This is a genomic window from Micromonospora sp. LOL_023 (assembly GCF_048060115.1).
Lineage (GTDB): Bacteria > Actinomycetota > Actinomycetes > Mycobacteriales > Micromonosporaceae > Micromonospora_E.
The window spans coordinates 84,693-106,269 of record NZ_JBHMIM010000015.1 but is presented as its reverse complement, the minus strand read 5'-3'; the positions used below and the strand labels follow the sequence as shown (position 1 = coordinate 106,269).

The window sequence follows — 21,577 nt, the reverse complement described above, 5'->3', positions numbered from 1 at the left end:
AATTCTCGGCGAGTGTTCGTCTGATTGCGTGCCAGTCGAGCTTGCCTCGTTGGATGGAACCGAGGTGTCCAGATTAGGTTATTTTCGTTCTTCACTGCGAGGATGCAATGCCTAGTTACAGTGACGAAACAAGAATGGTCAGAGGCCGTTACGTGACGACTGCGGGGATGGATGTGGGAGTTTCACCGATCGGAATCGCCAATGGCGCTGTGCAGTTCCGTGTGCTTGGTCCGTTGGAGATCGTCCACGACGGCAGGGAGTGCACACCCAGTGCGCCGAAGGTTCTTCAGGTCCTCGCGCTGCTGGTGCTGCGAGCGAACCAGATCATCCACACTGGCGCGCTTATCGAGCAGCTATGGGGAGAAAGCCCACCTCGGAGCGCTCTGACGACGGTCCAGACCTACATCTACCAGCTGCGCCGGTTCCTCGAGCAGAAGGCGCTGGCTCGGAACGGGGAAGACATGGTCGTCACCCGGGCACCGGGCTACATCCTACGGGTGGAGCCCCATCAGATCGACCTGCGATCGTTCCAATCGCTGGCCGAGTCAGGGCGGGAACTGCTCAGACAGGCTCGGTACGCCGAGGCGGCCCGTGACCTGCGGGCTGCTCTGGCGCTGTGGAGCGGCAGCCCGTTGGTCAACGTGCAGTTGGGCGGCCAGCTCGGTGCGTATGTCGCGGACCTGCAGGAACAGCAACGCGCTGTGCTGCAGCTGCGGCTCGAGGCGGAGATGGAACTCGGGCTGCACCGGGACCTGATCGGTGAGCTGCGCTCACTGGTAGTGCTTCACCCACTCGACGAGTGGCTGCACGGACAGCTCATGCGCGTACTGGATCGCAGTGGTCGACGTAGCGAGGCCCTAGCCGCATATCACAACCTGCGGCAGACCTTGGACGCCGAGCTGGGGCTGAGCCCGTCGGCCGAGGTGCAGGAAATTCATCACCAGCTACTCCGGGCCAGCTGATTCCCGTACTGGCGATGCTGCCAATCTTTGAAGGTCGTCCGTCACCAGCTGTCGTCAAGCTTGTTTCGCCGGCACGGTTACCGCCACGCCGATCGACTGATCCTCCGCCGAGCCACGCTCACCTGCACCCGACCTGTCAATGGATGAGGGGGGCCAAATCACTGGCCAGCGGCGCGGTCTCGGTCTTGGGCGCCAACACGAGTTTGTATCCGACCTGCCGCACCGTGCCGATCATCGACTCGTATTCGGTGCCGAGCTTCGCGCGTAGCCGCCGCACGTGCACGTCGACGGTACGGTGACCGCCGAAGTAGTCGAATCCCCACACCTCCCGCAGCAGCTGATCGCGGGTGAACACCCGACCCGGATGCTGGGCGAGGAACTTCAACAGCTCGAACTCCTTGAAGGTGAGATCGAGCGGCCGACCCTTGAGCTTCGCGGCGTACGTGTCGGGGTCGATGGAAAGGTCACCGCTGGTCACCAGCGAGCCGGCGGCACCGGATGCCTGCGCGGTACGGGTGACCAACAGTCTGAGCCGGGTCTCTACCTCGGCCGGACCCGCCGATGCCAGGACGAGATCGTCGAGCCCCCACTCGGCGGAGACCGCGACCAGCCCGGCTTCCTCGACGACGGCCAGCAGCGGCACCCGCAGACCGGTGGTGCGCAGCATCCGGCAGGTGCCCCTGGCCTCGGCGAGCAGTTGCCGGGCGTCCATCAGCACAACGTCCGGATTCGGGCCGGACATCAGGGCCGACATGTCGTGGCCGGCGAGCCGCACGGAGTGCGGCAGCAGGTCGAGCGCGGGCAGTACCCGCTGGACCTGCTCGGTGTGGGGTCGGGTCGTCAGTACGAGAATCTCCACGGAATCCCACCTCTCGGCCGGCTCGGAGTCCAGCTGAAGCCAGCTTCCAGCACGAGTGTTTCCATTCTCGTAACAACGATGTTTCTCCTCGGGACACCGGCGCGGCGACGGCGCGGTCAGAGCCCGGCAGCGGCGTCGTACCTACGGCGCAGGTCGGCCATCTCCGACTCGGACAGCGCCTCGGTCATCGCCAGGGCCGCGTACCTGGTCGGGAACATCTCCCGCAGCCGGTCGACGAACATGACGTCGCCGCCGCCCTCGACCACCTGGATGCCCGGCGGGTCGGTGGACCTGTCAATGATCAACGGCCCGGCCAGCTTGGGTGCCACGTCCCAGGGGCGGTCAGGCCCGGCGACCCCGCAGAGGTGGAAGCCGTAGATCGTCCGTACGTCGGCGAACGCGGTGACCTCGGTCGGCTCATGGCCGTACACGTGGACCCCACAGATCACTGTCTGCTCCGGTCCCTCCCTGGCGGCAACCTGCTGGCCGTCGGGTGCGGTGTGGTTGTGTGTCTCCGGGTCCGCCTGTTCGAGCGTGGCCCGCATCCAGGTCAGCATCTGCCCTTGCAGATCCGCCGGCTCCACCTCGGAGGCAGCGGAGTTGACCAGTGCGGCTACGCCGGTCGACGTGGCCAGCAGGATCACCGTCACCCATACGAAGCGGTTTCGGTACCACCTCGCGACGCTCTGCGGAACTACCATGATTGCTTCTCACCTCGTCGCCGGTTCTGGTGCGTTGGCGGAGCGGGTCGGAGGGACGTACGCGCGGGCGGCTCGGCGTCCATTGAGGCGGCACCCCGCCGGGAATGCGATGCTTCCGCGCTGGCCGTACTCAGCAGCGGTTGCCCCCGCGCTGCGGCGATATACCCTATTCCAGCACGGCCGAGTCCACTTCGGCAACATCGACGAGCATCATTGTCATGCTTGTCGCGTCGACGTCACCGGCGCGACCGTTCCGAGCCACTCACCTCGTGCTGCCCTGCCGTGCCCGGCGATGCGGAGCCGGGCAAGTAGGTCACCGACTTCCAGGGTGCTCTCGTCGTCGGGTCCGTACAGCACGTGCAGGTCGGCGTGCAGCGGCTCCAACTCAGCCTTCGCCTGGTCGCTGCCCGCACCCTTCAGGTGGGCGTACGCGGCGGCGGCCTGAACGAAGCGTTCCTCGGTGAGCCGCTCCCACGAACGAACTTCCTCGCCCACGGGGGAAGCACTGCCCAACTACCGGGGGCGTACGGAGTAGGTCAGGTGCGTCACCCGTGTCGACGCCTCCGAACGGATCGGCTCCAGCGCGACCTTGGACGCGTCCACACCATCGAACAGGCGGGTGCCGGAACCGAACAGTACGGGCGCGAGCGCGATCGAGAACTCGTCGACCAGACCGGCGTTCACGTACTGCAGGATCGTCTCGCTGCCGCCGGCGATGCGGACGTCCCGGTCACCGGCGGCCTCGCGGGCCCGCTCCAGCGCACGGTGGATGCCGTCGTCGACGAAGTGGAAGGTGGTGCCGCCCGGCCGCTCCCACGGGTCACGCCTGTTGTGGGTCAGGACGAAGACCGGGGTGTGGAAGGGCGCCTCCGCCGGCCACGCCCGCTCGCCGAAGTCGAACATCCGCCTGCCCAGGATGCTCGCGCCGGTGCGTTCGAACGTCTCCCGGGCGATGTCGTTGTCGCGCCCCTGCTCGCCGCCTTCGCCCAGCTTCAGGTTCTCCCGGAAGAACCGCAGCGGGAAGATCCACGCCTGCAGCTCCATCCACTGCGCCATCCAGCGTTCCAGTTTCGGGTCCTGGTCCCGCTGCTCGGGCGCGCTGAAGCCGTCCAGCGACATCGACACGCTGAAGAACACCTTGCCGGCCATCAGCGGCCCTCCTGCCGATTGGTGAGTTCGGCGACGTAGGCCGCCAGGTTGCTCAGCGTCTGCTGGCCGCCTTCGATCGCGTGGTACTTCTCCACAGCCTGGTCGCGCAGCTCGCGGGTGGGGAAGACGGTACGCATGACGATCCGGGTCGCCGCGCCGTCCGGTGCGAAGGCCAGGGTCGACTCGAAGGCGTTCGGATCGTGGCGGGACTCGCCGTGCAACAGCGCGATCCGCTGTGGTGGGACGATCTCGGTCCAGGTGATCCATTCGGAGTAGTCGGTGCCGTCCGGGCCGTGCATCACGAAGTCCCACTCGCCGCCGACCCGGAACTCGAAGGACCGCGTGGTGGTGCTGAACCCATCCGGACCCCACCACTGCGACAGGTGCCGTACCTCGGTGAACGCCTCGAACACCAGATCAGGTGGGGCGTCGATGACTCGGGAGATCATGATCTCCCGGTCGGCCGTCGCCGGCCCCGCCGGTGTTTGCCGCTCTGCTCCTGCCATCGGTCATTGCTCCTGTCGTGTCTGCTTGAGGTCCTGCACGTAGGCGTCCAACCGGTCGAAACTGCCGTTCCAGAACGGCTCGAACCCGCCGACCCACTCGTGGATCGGCCGCAGGCCGTCGGCGTCCAGGCCGTAGAGGCGCTGCTTGCCCGCCTCGCGGACCCGCACCAGCCCCACCTCCCGGAGCACCCGCAGGTGCTTGGACGCCCGTGGCTGGCTCATCCCCAGCTCCCGGGCCAGGTCGGTCACCGGCCACTCGCCTGCCCGCAGCAGCGCCAGGATGTCCCGGCGCTGCGGCTCGGCGATCGCGTTGAAGACGTCCGACGTCGTCGCTGCCCGTGCCACGCAGCAATCATATTCCCATAACGGAATGCGTCAAGCCGCCTACGCCGCTCGTGCCGCCCACGGTCGTAGTTCCTCGGCGATCTTGGGGCGTGCCCGTCCTCCTGATCAGCAAAGTTTGCCTAGAACCCGCTGTTTGCCTGTCACTGGCAAACGGCTGCTTTATGGCAAACTTTGCCAAGTGGGGTTGCGATCTGAGCAAGATGTTCTGACCGAGGCATATGAGCTGCTGCGGAGTCTGCTCCCTGACGACGTGGGTATGGAGCTACGGCCGGAAGGCGCTGGTCTGTCCGACAGCGGCCGGGATGCGGCGTGGCAGATCTCCGCGCCCAACCACACCAGCCCGCTGCTGATTCAGGCATTCCGTAGATTCACCCCTCGCGACGTCGACCGGATGCTGGGCGGTATCTCCTCACTCGTGCGCAAGATGCTGCGGGATCCGCCGATCGTCGTCGTCGCGCCGTGGCTCAGCCCACGATCACAGCAACTGCTGACCGAACGCGGGCTCAACTACCTCGACCTGACCGGCAACGTCCAGCTCAGGGTGGCGCGACCGGCGGTCTATCTGCGCCTCGATGGCGCACGTGAGGATCCGGACCCGCCAGCCAAGTCGCCGGTCCGGCTCCACGGGGCGGGGGTGCACGCCTTGGTGCGTTTGCTGGTGGACGTCGAGCCGCCCTACCGGATGCTGCACCTCGCCAGGGCCGCAGGGCTGAGCGCGTCCTACGTCTCGCGAACCCTCACGGCTCTTGACGACGAGCGTCTCATCGAGCGGGACCCGCGGAGCAAGATCGTCACGGAGGTGGACTGGCAGGGGCTACTCGCCGCCCGGGTCGAGCACTACGGGTTGCTGCGGTCCAACCGGCACCAGACATACATCGCGCGTACCGGCGCGCGTACCCTCTATCGCCGTCTTGCGGCAGAGCAGCAGGACCAGGCGGTGGTCACCGGGTCGTACGCGGCGACGGAGTACGTCCAGCTCGCCGCCCCAGCGCAGTTGGCGCTGTATGTGCCTGACCTCGATCAGTTTGCCAAGGCGTACGAGCTGATGCCGGCCGCCCAGGGTGCGGATGTCCTGCTGCTTCGGGCGGCGAACGACTCGCAGCTCGACCGGGCGCGGCAGACCGGATCCGGATCGTTCCACGTAGGAATCTCTCAACTCGTCATGGACTGTTCGAGTGGGAATGGACGGTTGCCTGAGGAGGGAGACGCGCTGCTGGAGTGGATGGCTGGCAACATCTCACGTTGGCGTGCGCGTCAACTGCCCCTGGCATAGAAGGCGACCAGTAGCCTCGCCGAGTGCCTGATGTCCAACCGCTCTACGTTGCCGCGCGCCGGGTCCTGCTCGACGCCCTACACACTCTCGATCGACATCGGGACGCCGTTGTCCTGGTCGGTGCGCAGGCCATCTATCTCCAGGCTGGTGACGCCGACCTCGACGTCAGCGTCGCACCGTTCACTGCCGACGCCGACTTGAGCATCGACCCGGACAAGCTCGGCCCGGATCCCCGAATCGCGGAGGCGATGCAGGCGGCGGGTTCCATTTGAAGATCAAGGGCGGCAATGGTGGGGAGGAGCCCGGCACCTGGCTCGCCACCACCATGGTCGACGGCCGCAGCGTTGACGTCCCGGTCGATCTGCTCGTTCCGGAAAGCATGGATCCGGCGGCACGGGGCCGCAGGGACGCGCGACTGCCCGAGCATGGCAGGAACGCCACTCGGTGGACACCGGGCATTGAAGCCGCTGTCCGGGACAACACCGAGATGGTCATCGCCAGTCTCGAACCTGAGGTCGACGGTCGGTCGGCGAAGGTCCGGGTGGCCAGCCCTGGTGCGCTTCTGGTCGCCAAAGCACACAAGATCGCGGAACGCCTCGGCGACGGCGACCAGGGCCGAACCCATCGGGTCAAGGCGAAGGACGCCGGCGACGTCTACCGGCTGATGACCAGCCCGGCATCACCGACCCAGATCGGCACCCGGCTGCGTGAGCTGGCGGACGACCCGATCTGCGGGGTAAGTGTCCGCACTGGCGTCGACCACCTGGATCGCCTGTTCGGCGTACCCAACGCTGCCGGCGTCGCGCTGGCCGCGCAGGCGCTCGCCGCCGCTGTCCCCGAGGACCGGATTCGTCAGTTGGTGCCCGCGTACCTGGCCGCGTTCCTCGCCGCCTACCGAGGCTGACCGCGATCATCAGGGAAGCGGCGGCACCCGCAGCCGACGGGGGAGACCCGCACGACGGCGGCGAGCCCACGCGCCCCGCCGGTACGCAGGTCAGCCGAAGGCTCTGATACCCGGATAGACCGTGCTGGACAGGACCTGCACCGGGGTCCCGGCGTTGGTGGTCGACGGGTGGTAGATCCGTAGCTGTCCGTCGGATGAGAACCTGGCCCAGATGTCGGGCCGCCCGTCGCCGTTGAGGTCCGGCACGCCGACGACCGCGTTGACGGCGGACGCGGACCAGCCGGTGCCGAAGGAGACATCACCGTCACGGGAGTTCACGGCCAACTTCAGCGAGTGCAGATCGACGCTACCAGCGACGGTGCCAGGTAGGCCGTGCCGCACAGACATTCTGCCGTTGTCCAAGTCGCGCCACAGTAGGTCAGGGGTGCCGTCCTGGTCGATGTCGGCCACGTTGACGACCTCCCGCCGGGCCCAGGCGGTGCCCTCCATCAGGGTTGCCTGCTGGAAGCTCGCTCCGGTGTAGCCGCTCAACGTCCAGAAGGCGGTGCCGGCCAGCAGCACCAGATCGGGGTGTCTGTCGCCGGTGATGTCACCGACCGCCTTGACCTGGGTCCAGGTCGCCGGGTCGGGCACGCCGGCCGGCAGCAGGACGCGGATCCGGTCGTCGACATCGAAGCTGCCGTAGCCGTCGCCGGGGTAGAGCCAGAAGCCTCCGTCGGGCGTACGCGCGAACAGGTCGGTGACCCCGTCCCCGGGAAACGCGTCGCCGTACTTGGTGATCAGGGCGGCCTGGCCGGTCGACGGGTCGTACCAGTGGCCGGTCGGGTTGAGCGAGGTCCCGTCGCGGTACGAGGCCGCCAGGGATTCGTACAGCGCGCCGCCGGTGTCGCTGGGATAGGTCCGCAGGTTACCGTCGGCGTTGATGATCGTCAGGTCGGGCCGTCCGTCGCCGCCGGTGTCGCCGGGTCCGTCGGCCACGTCACGTGGCGGCACGTAGAAGGTGTAGTCGGTGCGGACACTGCGGTTGCCGGCGGCGTCGAAGGCGAAGACCTGCAGGGTGGTCGGGCCGGCGTGCCGAGGCCGCAGGTCGGGCACGGTCGCGGTGCCGGAGTTCGCGTTGACGTATGCCAGCTGCTGGCCGCCGAGGGCGTAGCTGAATCTGGTGGCATCTGCGGCGGTGAAGGTGATCGGACCGGTCTGGCCGAACTTCACCGTCGCCCAGGTCGCCGCGTCGGGGGTGGCTTCCAGGAACACCGCGCTGGTGACTGTCGGTGCCGGCGGGGCCGTGGCATCGATGGTGATGCGGCATGGCTGGTCGCCGGGCGGGAAGTAGGTCGACGCCGCACCGTCAGTGTCCTCGGACCGAACGTCCCAGGAGTAGGTGGCCTGGTCTTCCAGGCTGGTGGCGGGGATCGTCACGCTGCCCCGACCGCTGCTCAAGCTGGTGACGAGGGTGCCGGCGGGAACGGTCGTGCCGGTCTTCCAGAAGCGGAACCGCAACCCGCGCAGGTTACCGTCCGGGTCGGAACCGGTCGCGGCCAGTACGAGGTTGGTGCGGGCGACAATGGTGCCGCCCCCGGGCCCGGGAGCGCAGTTGCCGCCGGGGGTGATCGTGCCGTTGACCGGCTCGCTGGGCGGTCGGTTGAACACGACGGTCAGTTCGGTTGCGCTGACCCGGAACCTGCGCCAGGTCTGGGTGTCCGACTCGCTGGTTGCCCGCATCACGAAGGTGAGCTGCGACAGCCCACCGTCCGCGCCGACCTGGGCGCCCTGGAGCACGTTGAAACTGACGTACGCGTCGGCGCAGCTACTGCCGTAGCCGTGCGCGAACGAACGCCGCTGCTGTTCGGCGATCCACCCCGGCTGGCTGTTCCAGGTGGTGCCGGAGGAGATCGCGCCGGTGAGCCACAGCTGCATCTCCCGGGCGTTGCAGGACCAGGAGTGGGTGTTCAGTACCCGGAAGGACGCGGAGCTGACGGTCGCGCCCCTCATCCGGGTGTCGAAAGCCATCCGCCAGTAGGTGCGGGTGCGCAGCGGGGTGTCCTGCTCGTAGCCGACCCGGGCATCGGTGCTGCCGTTGTTGAAGTTGGTGCCGTTCCAGGTGTTGGTGTTCGGGTGCTGGCTGTAGACGGTGGCCCAGGCCTGGGTGGTGCTGCGCATCGTCGGGTCGAGGAAGATCGGATAGCGCGCCTGCGGGTTGTCGAACAGGCCAGCGGCGGCGGCGTCCAGGTGCAGCCTGGCGGTGCCGGTGCCGTCGCCGTCGAGACTGCTGGGCATCGGGGCGGCCTTGGCGCCCGGCTCGGCACCGGTGAGGCCGGACAGTTGCAGTACGTCGGCGTTGGTGGCGACCGAGGTGCGGGCAGCGGCGTCGGGATCGTCGATGTTGCGGCCGGATGAGTCCCAGGCGAACGGGGTGGGGATGGCACTGATCTCGTCGCCGTCGGCGGGGTCGAGGACCAGTACCCCGCCGGTGACCGGGTCGTGGCGGAAGATCGCGGTCGTCGACCGGAGCCCGTAGCTGATCTGCTGTACGGCTTGCGTGGTGCCGGCGGCGGGCGTCTTGACGATCAGCAGTTGGCCGAAGCCACCGGTGTCGATCGCGACGACCAGCAGATCCACTCCGGGCAGTACTTCTGGGTAGAGCGCCCGGGGCCCGTCGAGCACCGGCTCGGGGAGCGGACCCGGCCAGGTGTACGCGATGGTGTGGCCGTCGATGTCCAGCTCGGCGAGCACACTTTCGGTGGCGTCTGTCGTATCGGTGGGCTGGTACCGCGCTGGTGCGTACCGGGCGGCTGGGCCGCCGCTGGAGAAGCGGACCGGCACCGGGGCGTGGATCGGCCGTACGCCGAGTCCGTCGCCGGTGTGTTCGACGGTGGTGAGGGTGTTGTCGAGGGCGGTCCACTGGCCGGCGGCGTCGCGGGCCCGCTGCGCGACGGCGTGGGTGGTGGTCCGGAGCTGTCCGTCCGGGCGGGCCCAGGTCTGCGAGGTGGCCGTCGTCTCGGTGTCGATCAGGACCTCTTCGCCGGTGCGCCGGGCCTCGTCGAGGGCGGCGGCGTCATCCCGAGGGCCGGCGGTGGCTGCTTCCGCGTCGGGCCCGGCAGTCTGATCGACTGTGGACCTGAGCAACGGCACGAGCATGGCGGCGACGAGCGTGATCGAGAGCAGGCCGGCGGTCAGGGCGAGCCTGGTACGCGTACGCATGAATGGGTTGAGCAGGCGTGGCGCGGTCACTGCGGTCTACTCCCGTGGGACCCGGTGGCATGGGGACAACGTGGACGCCACTGCACCCGACCTGCGGCCTCGGGCAGAAGCCCGCACACGATCGCACGGCGGACGCCGTCGGCGCGTCCCCCTTTACTGTTATAAATCTGTTATATCCGGCTGACGTACGTCACTCGTTGCGTCGGAATCTTGATCATCTGTAGGGATTTGCCGGTACCAACTCATCCACGTATTACGATTCCTCCATTAGTGCACCTTGTGTACAGTTTGCCATCGGTAGCACTGGTTGAGCCGTGACGCAGTTCACTGAAGATCAAGTTTGGTCGTCCGGTCCTCACTTGAGTGTCAGCTCGACTTGACGCACAGTGCTCACGACCGTGCCGCGCCTGGCGTGTGCTTCCCGCGGTCCGTCCGCACCTTCTCTTCGCGCCTGGGAGTCGACGCGCATGCGTGGTACCGGTCCGCTGTCCTCGCAGCGGGATCTCCGAGCAGCCCGTACCGGATCCGGTCGTCGCGAGTGGCGGCGCACCAGAAGGGCCGGCACGCTGCTGCTGGCGGCCACGATGGCGGTGACGATTCTGCCCGCGCGGGCATGGGCGGTGCCCGGCCCCGGGATGAGTCGCGAAGGGATACAGGTCGAGCTGCCGGACGTCCCGGTCACCGACCAGATCGGCCAGGACGAGTCCGCCGAGTCCGGTCTGACCACCGCCGACGAGGTCCCAGTGGTCCTGTACGAGCCGCAGGCGGTCACCCCGTGGTCCTCCGGCGACGGCACCGTCGACCTGACCGGGCTCTCTGCCGGGGACACCCTGCCGGTCGACGACCTGCCGGTCGCCCTCGGCGTACCGTCCGATGGCGACCCGACCGCGCTCGCCGGAAGCTGGACAGTCGGCCTCGCCGCCCCGGAGGCGTCCCAGGCCGCCGGTGTCGCCGGCCTGATCATGAAGGTCACCCCGCCGGCGACCGCCGACCCGGCGGCCGAGGTGGCGCTGGCCGTCGACTACACCACCTTCGCCGACCTGTACGGGCCACAGGCCGCCGACCGGTTCGGCTTCCTGCTGCTGCCCGACTGCGTCTACGACGACCCGGACGGCGGCGACTGCGCCACCGACGACGGCACCGCCGGGCAGCGGGCCGGCGCCCAACCGGGCAGCTCCAGCGACATCGCCGGCAGCGGAGTTGGCAGCGGCACGGGGAACAGCACCGCGGCCGGCGGAATGGCCGCCGCGTCCAGCGAGGTCAAGCTGGTGCCTGCCGCCGAGGCACCCACCCGTGCACCAGCGGCCCGCACCGCCGCAACCGGCGACGCCAACAACCCGGAAGCGTCGATGCGGCGGATCGTCACCGGCACGATCTCCGTCGGCGCGCTGATCGCCGGTGAGGACGTCGCGGCCCGCGCCGCCGCCGCGTCAGGTTCGTCGAGCGTGGTCGGTGTGCTCGACACCGGGGCGTCGGCGGCCGGTGACTTCACCGCCACCCCGCTGCTGTCGGCCGGTTCGTGGGCGGCCGGTGCCTCCTCCGGCGCGTTCACCTACGGCTACCAGGTGCAGGTCCCGGAGACCTCCGGCGGGCTGATGCCGCAGATCAACCTGTCGTACTCGTCGCAGTCGGTGGACGGGCGGACCTCGGCCACCAACAACCAGGCATCGTGGATCGGCGACGGCTGGGACTACAGCGCCGGCGCGATCACCCGCAGCTACGCCAACTGCCGGCAGGACTCGACGAAGGCCGGCTCCAACAACGCCAGCCACCGCACCGGTGACCTGTGCTGGGGGTCGAACAACGCCACCCTGTCACTCGGCGGGATGACCACCGAGCTCGTCTTCGACGACGACGAGCAGACCTGGATCACCGGCAACGGTGACGGCTCCCGGGTCGAGCTGCTGACCGACACCGGGCTGGCCAACGGTGACGCCGACGGCGAGTACTGGGTGGTCACCACCCGCGACGGCACCCGGCACTTCTTCGGCCGGCACCGGCTGCCCGGCTGGTCCACCGGCGACCCGGTGACCAACTCGGTGCTGACCGCCCCGGTCTACGGCAACCACGCCGGTGAGCCCTGCTACCAGGCCGGTAACTGGGCCGGATCGGCCTGCACCCAGGCATGGCGCTGGTCCCTCGATTACGTCGAGGACGTCCACGGCAACGCGATGAGCCTGTGGTGGGCCAAGGAGACCAACTACTACGCCCGTAACTTCAACTTTAAGGACCCGGTCCGCTACGACCGGGGCGGCTACCTGACCCGGATCGACTACGGCCAGCGCGCCGACAGCATGTACTCGGCCGTGCCGGTCGCCCAGGTCGCCTTCACCGTCGCCGAACGCTGCTTCGCCGAGGGCTCGCTGACCTGCACCGACGCCAACTTCGCCAGCACCAACCCGAACAACTACCGGATCTGGTACGACACTCCGGCCGACCTGGGCTGCGTCGCCGGGCAGAAGTGCTGGAACTCGTCACCGGCGTTCTTTTCCCGCAAGCGTCTCGACAAGATCACCACGTCGGCGCAGCGCCAGCCCGGCACCAACACCCGCCAGACCGTCGACGAATACCAGCTCAAGCAGTCGTTCCCGATCCTGCGGACCGGGCTCAACACCGCACTGTGGCTGGAGTCGGTGACCCGCACCGGCTACGGCCGCAGCGGCAACACCAACGACAAGGTCACCCTCAACGCCGTCCGGTTCGAAGCCCACCCAGACGACATGCCCAACCGGGTACGCCGCGACGACCGCCCCGGCTTCGCCCGGCTGCGCATCGGCCGGGTGATCAACGAGTACGGCGGCGAAACGATCATCACGTACAAGCAGCCGACCGGTGGTTGCGCCACCGGCACCGGGCTGCCCGGCAAGGACGACACCGCCGCGCTGCGCAACAACACCCGGCTCTGCTATCCGTCGTTCTGGCATCCGGACCCGGCCGTCGAGGACATCGACTGGTTCCACAAGTATGTCGTCGACAGCGTCGAGGAGTTGCCCGCCGTCGACGGCGCCTACCCGACGGTCACCCGGTACTCCTACGCCAACGCCGGCTGGAAACTCGCCGAGCAGGAGTTCACCAAGAAGTCCACCCGCACCTACTCACAGTTCGCCGGCTTCGCCCAGACCACCGTCATCACCGGCGACGACGACCCGGCCATCGGCAGCGCCAGGACCAAGTCGGTCACCCGCTACTTCCGTGGCATGGGCGACACCGTCTCCGTACACGACATCGACGGCGTCGTGATCGCCCCCGACGCCGAGCCGTTCGCCGGCCGCGTCGCTGAAGAATTCACCTACACCAGCGCCGACGACGCCGACACCGCCTGGCTGACCCGCAGCGTCACCGTGCCCGCCGCGACCGAACTCGGCCGGCGCGACCGCGACGACGGACTCAGCCCGCTGCGCGCCTGGCGGGTCACCGAACCCCGACAGATCACCTACACCCGGTCCTCCGGCACCGGCGACGACACCCGTACCCAACGGGTCGTCGAGTCCCGGACCAGCTACGAGCCGACGTACGGGCTGCCGACCCGGATCGAGTCGCTCGGCGACACCGGCCGGGCCGGCGACGAGTCCTGCACGGTCGTCGACTACGCCCACCGCACCGACAAGCATGTCATCGGGATGACCCGGCAGCTGCGGACCAGCCCCACCAGCTGCGCCGCCGCCGACTTCGACGACCTGACCACGCTGGCGTCGGCCAGCCGGGTCGGCTACGACAACCAGGCGTACGGCACCGCGCTGGCCGCCAACACCCGGGCGTTGGTCACCCAGTCCTGGTCGCTGCGCCCCGACGGCTCCGGCTTCCAGTCCGACGGCACCGTCGCCTTCGACACGATGGGCCGGGTCGTCTCCCGGACCGACCCGGACGGCAAGACCGCCACGACCACCTTCGAACCGGCCCTCGGCCAGACGTACCGGGTCATCGAGCGCAACTCCCTCGGTCACCAGCAGACCCAGGAGATCGAACCGGGACGTGGCGCCGTCACCCGGACCACCGACGCGAACAGACACGTCAGCCAGGCGACGTACGACCCGCTCGGCCGGCTGATCGAAGCCTGGGGACCCGGCCGTACGCCGTCGGCCGGCGCGGTGCCCGACTTCAAGGCCGAATACCACCTGCCGGCCGGGAAACCGCCGTACGTGGTCAGCCGGACCCGCGGCCACGAGAACCGGGTCGAGACCGCCGTCACCCTCTACGACGGACTCGGCCGGGAACGGCAGAGCCAGCAGGAGGCGGTCGGCGGCGGCCGGTTGATCAGCGACACCCTCTACAACACCTCCGGTGAGATCTGGCAGACCAACAACGCCTACTTCGCCGACGGCGCGCCCTCCGGCCGGCTGTTCACCCCGCTCGCCGACACCGCCGTGCCCAACGCCACCCGCTACACCTACGACGGCCTCGGCCGGGTCGTCACCGAGATGCCGGTGCTGCGCGGCACCGAGGCACCGGAGCGGGCCACCCGCTATACGTACGGCACCGACCACTCCACTGTGATCAACCCAGTCGGCGCGGCGTCGTACCGGATCTACAGCGACGCGGTCGGCCGCACCGCCCGGGTCGACACCTTCACCAACGCCGCCCGCACCGAGTACACCTCGATGCGGTACGAGTACGACCCCCGTGGCCAGCTGGCGCGGGCATCGCACTCGGCCGACCCGGACCGCCCGTGGACCTGGAGCTACGACCAGCGCGGCCGGCTGGTCACCGCGACCGACCCGGACTCGGGTGCCACCACCCTCGGCTACGACCACCGGGACCGCCCGCTCACCTCGACCAACGCCCGTGGGATCACCGTCTGGAACGGCTACGACGAGTTGTCCCGGCCGGTGGCGCAGCGGCTCGACGGTGCGTCCGGCACGTTGCTGGCCGAGTACAGCTACGACACGGTGCCGGGTGGGATCGGGCTGCCGGCGGCGGCGACCCGGTACACCGACGGGTTGGCGTACACGCAGCAGGTCGGCGGCTACACCGACGACTACCAGCCGACGTCGACGACGCTGACCCTGCCGCAGCAAATCGCGGACACGTGGGGTCTGGCCAGTTCGTACACCTACAACTACACGTACACCGACACCGGTCTGCCGGCGTCGGTGCAATTGCCGGCGGTCGGTCGGCTGCCGGCGGAGAAGATCCTGGTGCGCTACACCGCTGACGGGCTGCCGTTGACGGTGTCGGGGCAGGACTGGTACGGCTCGGAGACGGTGTACTCGCCGTACGGGCAGGTGCTGCGGTCGGCGTTGGGGGCGCAGCCGTACCGGGTGTGGACGTTGGCGTCGTTCGACGAGGCCGATGGGGCGCTGCTTGATCAGCGGGTGTTCCGGGAGCAGGCCGGGGACGGCTCGGTCGTGGCCGGGAATCTGGTGTCGCAGCGGTCGTACGCCTATGACGCGGCGGGGAACGTGTTGGCGATCCGGGAGCACGCGGGTGGGATCGCGGAGCGGCAGTGTTTCAACTACAGCTCGGCGGGTGCGTTGCGGCGGGCGTGGACGGCGAGCAATCAGGCGTCGTGTGCGGCTGCGGAGCCGGCGGCGGGGACCGTCGCGGCGGGGCCGGACGGTTCCGGTTACTGGCAGGAGTACGAATACGACCTGGTCGGGAACCGGACCAGGTTGGTGGAGAAGGACCTCGGTGGTGACGTCGCGAAGGATGCGACGACCACCTACACGTACGGGAAGTTGGATGGTTCGCAGCCGCGGACGTTGACGTCGGTCCGCAAGCAGTACGTGACGCCGGCGGGTGCGCAGGTGACGGCCGAGGCGAAGCGGTTGTACGAGGCGACCGGTGAGACGAAGTCGGTGGAGTCGCTGCAGAACGGCGACAGTCAGACACTGTCGTGGACCTACGACGGTCAGGTCGAGCGGATCACCGGCCAGGGCGCAGGTGGCGAGACGGCGTACGTGGGTGTGGTGGGTAAGTGTCTGGATCTGCAGGCGGGGTTCGCGGTCGCGGGTCAGCAGGTGCAGTTGTACGAGTGCAACGGCACGACGGCGCAGCGGTGGACGTTCGCGGTGGTGGATGGCCAGCCGGATCCGGATCTGGGCACCATGCGGGTGTACGACGACTGGTGTGTCCAGCCGAACGGGAACACGGCCGGATCAGCTGTCCAGCTGCGTGCGTGTGACGGCACCCCCGCCCAGCGGTTGGCCCGCACGGCGGCGGGGCAGTTGCGGCATGTCGGGTCCGATCTGTGCCTGGCGGTGCGTGGCGGCGCGACCGACAACAGCACGCCGGTCGAACTCGCCGTCTGCGATTCTGCCGCGACCGGTCAGGTGTGGGCGGCGCAGGACGAGACCCGGCACGTCTACGGTCCGGACGGGTCGCGGCTGCTGACCATCCAGGACCGGCGGGCGACGCTGCACCTGGGTGACGCGGTGGTCACGGTGGCCGTTGGTGGGGTGAACGTCAACAGTCAGCGCAGCTACGCGGTGCCGGGTGGCAGCATGCTGCGGTACGCGTACGGGTCGGCGTCGGTCCAGTTGGCGGCGGTCGCGTCCGATCATCAGGGCAGTCCGTACGCCGAGGTGGGTTCGACCTTGGCGGGGATGCCGGTACGGATCGTGAAGCGGGATCCGTTCGGTAACCGGCGGGCTACCGACGCCCTTGCCACGAATTTGAAGACCCGTGCCGGGTTCCTGGGCGCGACCTCGGACGAGGCGTCCGGGTACACCCCTTTGGGTGCCCGGTTGTACGACCCGGTGGTGGGTCGGTTCCTGTCCGCCGATCCGATCCTGGATCTGGCTGATCCGGCGCAGTCCAACGGCTACACGTACGCGCACAACAACCCGGTCACCCACTCCGACCCGTCGGGTCTGTCGATCTCGTTGACCGCGTCGGAGAAGGCCGCCGCGTTGGCCGGTGCTGGCCTGTCCGCGTCGCAGGTCGCCCAGGCCAACTCGACCATGGGCCGGTCCCTGACCTCGATCATCCTGTCGGTCGCCTGGGACGTGCTGAAGGAGTTCATCGGCCTCAACGCCGCCCTGGGCTGTTTCGGCGGCAACATGTGGTCCTGCGTCGACCTGATCACCGAGTTCATCCCGTGGGCCAAGGCGTTCAAAGCAATCCCCAGGGTTATCAAAGCGGTCAACCGGACCATTTCCGCGATCCAGGCCTGGCAGTCGGCGAAGCGGGCCGCCGAGCGGGTCCTGAAGATCGCCCGCGCCGCTGAGACCACCGCCCTCAACGCCAAGAAGGCGGCCGCCGAACGGGCGAAGCGTGCCGCGCAGGCCCTCGCGAAGAAGGCCGCCGACAAGGCCAACACCACCAGCAACAAGGCTGTCAACGCGTCCAAGAAGACCGGCAACCCCGTCCAAAAGCAGGCCCAAGCCAAAACCAACCCCAAGGCCTCCAGTAGCAGCGGTGGTGGCGGGAAGAGCGCCGCCAGCGGCAAGAACACCTCCAAACCCGGCGGCAACACTGGCGCCAGCACCCGATCCAACGGCGGATCCAGCGGCGGAGGAGGAAAACCGGCCGACAGTTGTCCGCTGAACAACAGCTTCACCCCCGGCACGAAGGTCCTGATGGCCGACGGCGCCACCAAGCCGATCGAGCAGGTCGAGCCGGGTGACAAGGTCATCGCCACCGACCCCGAAACCGGCACCACCACCGTCGAGACCGTCACCGCCACCATCACCGGCGACGGCGTCAAGCACCTGGTGAAGATCACCATCGACACCGACGGCGACCAGGGTCCGGAGACCGCCGAGATCACCGCCACCGACGGCCACCCCTTCTGGGTCCCGGAGCTCGACGAGTGGATCGACGCCACCGACCTGCAACCCGGCCAATGGCTCCAGACCAGCTCCGGCACCTGGGTCCAAGTCGCAGCCATTCAACGCTGGTCCACCCCACGAGCTGTCGTACACAACCTCACCATCAGCCGCGTCCACACGTATCATGTATTAGCCGGCACCACCCCGGTGCTCGTACACAACTGCGGCAACGAGGGGTACGCCGAGGTGTTCCTCGACGACCATCAGGGCCACGCGTCCATCGCGGTGACCCACAATGGCGAGACAAAGCACACCCAAGCGGGGTCCGATCCGGGCATGCCGTCTATCGCGGATTTCCGAACCGATTCACACTCACCCGGCACCACAGTGATCAAGATTCCTTTGTCTAACGCCAAGAGGGCGCAGGCCGCACAAGAAGCCTTCGATGGTTACGATTTCGGACCGCACGATAGTGAAACGAATAACTGCGTCACCTACTGCGCAAAAATTCTCGAGATTGGAGGCTATAAAATGCCCGTTTCGGAGTCCTCTCAGATAGCGAGTTGGCTAATCAACTCCTCCCATCCTCGGCGGAGGCTCTGACGTGGCCTTGGATGGATGGGATTGGCTGAAGGAGATGCCTCCCAACTGGCAAGCACCCGAGATATTGGGTACGCCGACTGCCTCGAGACATTTCAACTTGGGTTTGCTCATCATTGGCAGCAACATTGGGAGTAATGAGCTGGTCGCGGCTGTTGCAGATTTCATAGCAGCTAAGGCTCGGCTTGAGATTTGGATGGGTGAGGCAGAACCTCGGTTGACCTTTCGGGAGCAGTTCGCCATCGGTCGAGTGGCGTCCGAGGCGTTAAGGGTCGTTTACGAGGCGTGGGTCGCCTTCGAGGCCGCGCATCGGGCGAGCGGGGGTAGAGCGCTTCCTGTACAAAACTACGAAGTGTTGCAGCGATCCGTATCTGATGGCACCGCGATCCTCGTGCAAGCGCGGAGTCGTCCCGCAGGCTGACGAACGGCGGCCCCGCTCGACGGTCATATGGGGACGCGCGCGCCCGGGAATTCGGTTTCGCGGGCGTCCAAGTGGGCGACGACTTCGCCGGACAGCGGCCGGCCGGACGCGGAGGTGACGTCGGCCGGCTGCTGGGCGATGATCCACTCGTGTGCCGGTGACGTCAGTGCGGAACCGAGCAGAGTCAGGTACCTCCGTCGGCGCATGCCGCCTCCCGACTCGGCAACCATCATCGGCCGTGACTTGACGCAGTTGGTGAGCTCGTGGTGGCTCCGCTATGCAGAGCCGCCACGAGCAGGGGAGCCAGGGATTACGGGCGGGTGCTGTCGGACTTGAGGGTGGTGGTGAAGGTGGTCCAGGCGGCGGGGTCGAAGGTCAGCGTGCCGGCGGCAGGGGCTTTGGAGTCGCGTACGTCGATCTGGGTGCCCCGGTCGCGGACCTCGACACACTGGCCGTTGCTGCCGGACCGGCTCGACGTGCGCCAAGTGTTACGTTCCATCCTCGCTCAGCTCCTTGATCAGCTTGACCGACTCGGCCGGCGACATCGCCAGCATCCTCAGATTGTCGTACGCCGCCGAGATCCGCGCCAGGTCGCGGGTTGACTCAAGGAACAGTTCACCGGCCAGGGTCTCGATGTAGCCGAGTGGTGGATCGTCTCGCTCGAAGCTGAGCAGAGCGAAGCCGCTGCTGTCGGCCAGGTGTGCGCCGGCTTCGAAGCGCAGCACCTGGATCGTGACGTTGGGCAGTTCGCTGAGGGTGACGAGGTGGGCGAGTTGGTCGCGGAGCACGTCTGGGCCGCCGACCTCGGTGCGTAGCGCCGCCTCGGACAGGACGGCGTGCAGCCGCAGCGGTGTTGGTTGCCGGTGCAGCACCTCCTGTCGGGTCAACCGGGTGGCGACGCGCTGGTTGACCGTGTCCGGGTCGACCTCCCGGCCGATGATGTTGACCGCGCGGGCGTAGCGCTCGGTCTGGAGTAGACCGGGCACCAGCGTCGGCTCGTAGTTCTTCAGCTCGACGGCTTCGCTCTCGTAGGCGATGTACGTCGCGTACTTGCCGCCGACCCGTTGCCACCAGCCGTCCTCGCGCAGGTCGCGTGCCTGGGCCAGCAGCGACGAGCCGGGCTCGGCGTCGAGCGGGACGCCGTAGGCGACCAGTAGCTCCATGACGTCACCGGCTCGTGGCTTGATCTCGCCGGACTCGATCCGGCTGATCCGCGACGACGAGCAGCGGACCGACTTGGCGACTTCCTCGCCGGTCAGGCCCTTGGCTTCACGGAGCTTGCGTAGATCGCGGCCGAGCCGCCGGGAGCGTGGAGTGGCTGGGGCAAATCGAGGCATGGCCATGATTCTGCACGACTCTTGCTCCTCTGTCTGCCCCTGAGGACATGCTTTGATTCATTGATCATGAACGTAGTCTTGCCATGCATCAAGTGATGCTGCAATCTGTAGTCGACACACCACGGATCAGCCCCGCAGCGTGTGCCGCTGCGGCAACGCGGTGACCAGCCGGCGGGTCGGGGCGCGGCAACGCTCCGACCCGCCGGCCTCGCCAGAAGGTGAGAGTGCTCGTGATCGCCAGACTGCTACCGATCGTCTTCGCCGGTCTGATGCCCGGCTTCCTGCTCGGCCTGTTCACGTTCCGCGTCAAGTCCCGGTGGTGCCCGCGCTGCGGGGCGACCACCGAAGCCATCTACCGCAGCCTGCATCAATGACCGCGCCCGGCCGCCACCGCATCGCCGAACTGCCCATCGGCCGGCGGGTCGCTCAACTCCGCGCCCGGCGTGGCCTGACCCAGCAGGTCTTCGCCGATCGGATCGGCAAATCCCACTCGTGGGTCGACAAGGTCGAACGCGGCATCCGCTCCCTCGACCGCATCTCCGTCGTCCACACCGTCGCCGCCGTCCTCGGCGTCACCCCCGAGACCATCCTCGGCCCCACCACAACCCGCCGACCCGAACCCGCCACCGATACCACGGCCGCCGCCGTCGAACACCTGCGCGCCGCCCTCGCCCGCTACGACACCCCCACCCCCAACCAACCCTCACCGTCCGTCGAGGACCTGCACCACCGCATCGGGTACGCCCACAGCGCCTACCAGCACGCCCACTACCCGCAACTGCTTCGGATGCTGCCCGACCTGCTCACCCACACCCGCCACACCACCAGCGCCCACGCACCACGATCCGACGCCGCCGCGCACCTGCCCACCCGCGTCTACCGGATCACCGCCCACCTACTTACCAAACTCGACGAACCGCACCTCGCCTGGCTCGCCGCCGACCGCGCCATCGCCACCGCCGCTGGCCACCCCCGACACACCGCCGCAGCCGCCATCGCGCTCGCCCAGGCGCTCCGCGCCCTGCACCGGAGCACCCTCGCGATGCAGGCCGCGCTCACCGCCGTACCGCTGATCGACCCGGCCGCGACCGACGACCCGGCACCGGACGACCATGCCCTCGCCGGCACCCTGCTCGTCGAAGCCGCCCTCGCCGCCGCCACCGGCAACGACCCCGCCGGCGCCCACCACTACACAGACCGTGCCGCCAAACTCGCCGCCACCCGCCCCGGCGACAACGCCACCGACACCACCACCGGCTTCGGGCCCACCGCCGTCGCGCTCGCCCAAGCCCAGATCGCCACCATCCTCGGCAACCCGCACCAGGCCATCACCCACCACAAGCACGCCACCGCCGGTCACGGCTGGCGGGAGCTACCCGCCGAGCACCGCGCCGCCCACCTGATCGACATCACCCGTGCCTACCTCGACACCGGCAACCCCACCGCCGCCGCCCGCGCCATCGTCGCCGCCGACCAGATCGCTCCCGCCGAAACCCGCACCAGACCCGCCGCCCACCGCGTCGTCACCACACTCCTGCGGACCGGCCCCACCCCCGACCTGACCCGCCTCGCCACCACCATCGGCCTCACCCCATGACCGTGACCAGCCG

Annotated in this window: 17 protein-coding genes; 7 read left to right on the top strand and 10 right to left on the bottom strand. The window is 68.3% G+C overall.

The window, feature by feature from the left end; translation table 11 throughout:
• Positions 1–209 precede the first annotated feature (209 nt).
• Positions 210–962 carry an AfsR/SARP family transcriptional regulator gene (locus ACFHVL_RS10955; protein ID WP_416627460.1) on the top strand — a complete coding sequence of 251 codons (753 nt, stop codon included), beginning with the start codon at positions 210–212 and terminating at the stop codon, positions 960–962.
• Positions 963–1,098: 136 nt separating this feature from the next.
• On the opposite strand, the gene ACFHVL_RS10950 is transcribed toward ACFHVL_RS10955, so the two are convergent.
• The 6 genes from ACFHVL_RS10950 to ACFHVL_RS10925 all read right to left on the bottom strand — a co-directional run bounded on the left by ACFHVL_RS10950 (position 1,099) and on the right by ACFHVL_RS10925 (position 4,522).
• Complete coding sequence (locus ACFHVL_RS10950; RefSeq protein WP_416627458.1) at positions 1,099–1,821, bottom strand: winged helix-turn-helix transcriptional regulator; 723 nt, start codon at positions 1,819–1,821, stop codon at positions 1,099–1,101.
• Positions 1,822–1,937: 116 nt separating this feature from the next.
• Positions 1,938–2,522, bottom strand: a complete 585-nt coding sequence (locus ACFHVL_RS10945; RefSeq protein WP_416627457.1) for a hypothetical protein — start codon at positions 2,520–2,522, stop codon at positions 1,938–1,940.
• Positions 2,523–2,738: 216 nt separating this feature from the next.
• On the bottom strand, positions 2,739–3,017 hold the full coding sequence (locus tag ACFHVL_RS10940; RefSeq protein ID WP_416627455.1) for a hypothetical protein: 279 nt from the start codon (positions 3,015–3,017) through the stop codon (positions 2,739–2,741).
• Between the two features lie 18 nt (positions 3,018–3,035).
• Complete coding sequence (locus tag ACFHVL_RS10935) at positions 3,036–3,671, bottom strand: dihydrofolate reductase family protein (protein WP_416627453.1); 636 nt, start codon at positions 3,669–3,671, stop codon at positions 3,036–3,038.
• Entirely contained in the window at positions 3,671–4,177 is a 507-nt protein-coding gene (locus tag ACFHVL_RS10930; RefSeq protein WP_416627452.1) for an SRPBCC family protein, read from the bottom strand. The genes ACFHVL_RS10935 and ACFHVL_RS10930 overlap by 1 nt, the downstream gene beginning before the upstream one ends.
• A gap of 3 nt (positions 4,178–4,180) precedes the next feature.
• Positions 4,181–4,522: an ArsR/SmtB family transcription factor gene (locus tag ACFHVL_RS10925; protein ID WP_416627450.1), complete on the bottom strand. Its 342-nt coding sequence runs from the start codon at positions 4,520–4,522 to the stop codon at positions 4,181–4,183.
• 256 nt (positions 4,523–4,778) lie between these two features.
• Between ACFHVL_RS10925 and ACFHVL_RS10920 the strand changes: the two genes are divergently transcribed.
• Genes ACFHVL_RS10920 through ACFHVL_RS10910 form a run of 3 tightly spaced genes read left to right on the top strand, consistent with a single transcriptional unit; the run spans position 4,779 to position 6,699 of the window.
• Positions 4,779–5,795, top strand: coding sequence for a hypothetical protein (locus ACFHVL_RS10920; protein ID WP_416627449.1), 1,017 nt, complete (start codon positions 4,779–4,781; stop codon positions 5,793–5,795).
• A 23-nt stretch (positions 5,796–5,818) separates the two neighbouring features.
• Positions 5,819–6,067, top strand: coding sequence for a hypothetical protein (locus ACFHVL_RS10915; RefSeq protein ID WP_416627448.1), 249 nt, complete (start codon positions 5,819–5,821; stop codon positions 6,065–6,067).
• Positions 6,064–6,699 carry a hypothetical protein gene (locus tag ACFHVL_RS10910; RefSeq protein WP_416627446.1) on the top strand — a complete coding sequence of 212 codons (636 nt, stop codon included), beginning with the start codon at positions 6,064–6,066 and terminating at the stop codon, positions 6,697–6,699. Before ACFHVL_RS10915 ends, ACFHVL_RS10910 begins: the two co-directional genes overlap by 4 nt.
• Positions 6,700–6,789: 90 nt before the next feature.
• Here the strand turns inward: ACFHVL_RS10910 and ACFHVL_RS10905 are convergent, their stop codons facing one another.
• Positions 6,790–9,930, bottom strand: a complete 3,141-nt coding sequence (locus tag ACFHVL_RS10905; protein WP_416627444.1) for a DNRLRE domain-containing protein — start codon at positions 9,928–9,930, stop codon at positions 6,790–6,792.
• Between the two features lie 437 nt (positions 9,931–10,367).
• On the opposite strand from ACFHVL_RS10905, the gene ACFHVL_RS10900 reads away from it, so the two are divergent.
• Complete coding sequence (locus ACFHVL_RS10900) at positions 10,368–18,212, top strand: ricin-type beta-trefoil lectin domain protein (protein ID WP_416627443.1); 7,845 nt, start codon at positions 10,368–10,370, stop codon at positions 18,210–18,212.
• A gap of 441 nt (positions 18,213–18,653) precedes the next feature.
• Here ACFHVL_RS10900 and ACFHVL_RS10895 read toward each other — a convergent pair whose 3' ends face one another.
• From ACFHVL_RS10895 to ACFHVL_RS10885, 3 genes are all read right to left on the bottom strand, one after another.
• Positions 18,654–18,836: a hypothetical protein gene (locus ACFHVL_RS10895; protein ID WP_416627441.1), complete on the bottom strand. Its 183-nt coding sequence runs from the start codon at positions 18,834–18,836 to the stop codon at positions 18,654–18,656.
• A gap of 104 nt (positions 18,837–18,940) precedes the next feature.
• Complete coding sequence (locus ACFHVL_RS10890) at positions 18,941–19,129, bottom strand: DUF397 domain-containing protein (RefSeq protein ID WP_416627439.1); 189 nt, start codon at positions 19,127–19,129, stop codon at positions 18,941–18,943.
• The gene (locus tag ACFHVL_RS10885; RefSeq protein WP_416627437.1) at positions 19,119–19,967 is read right to left on the bottom strand and encodes a helix-turn-helix domain-containing protein; all 849 of its coding nucleotides are present in this window, start codon (positions 19,965–19,967) and stop codon (positions 19,119–19,121) included. Before ACFHVL_RS10885 ends, ACFHVL_RS10890 begins: the two co-directional genes overlap by 11 nt.
• Before the next feature lie 230 nt (positions 19,968–20,197).
• On the opposite strand from ACFHVL_RS10885, the gene ACFHVL_RS10880 reads away from it, so the two are divergent.
• Together ACFHVL_RS10880 and ACFHVL_RS10875 are read left to right on the top strand one after the other, a co-directional pair.
• Positions 20,198–20,341: a hypothetical protein gene (locus ACFHVL_RS10880; protein ID WP_416569462.1), complete on the top strand. Its 144-nt coding sequence runs from the start codon at positions 20,198–20,200 to the stop codon at positions 20,339–20,341.
• A complete protein-coding gene (locus ACFHVL_RS10875; RefSeq protein WP_416627435.1) occupies positions 20,338–21,564 on the top strand; it encodes a helix-turn-helix domain-containing protein in 1,227 nt (408 codons plus the stop codon). The genes ACFHVL_RS10880 and ACFHVL_RS10875 overlap by 4 nt, the downstream gene beginning before the upstream one ends.
• Positions 21,565–21,577: the final 13 nt, after the last annotated feature.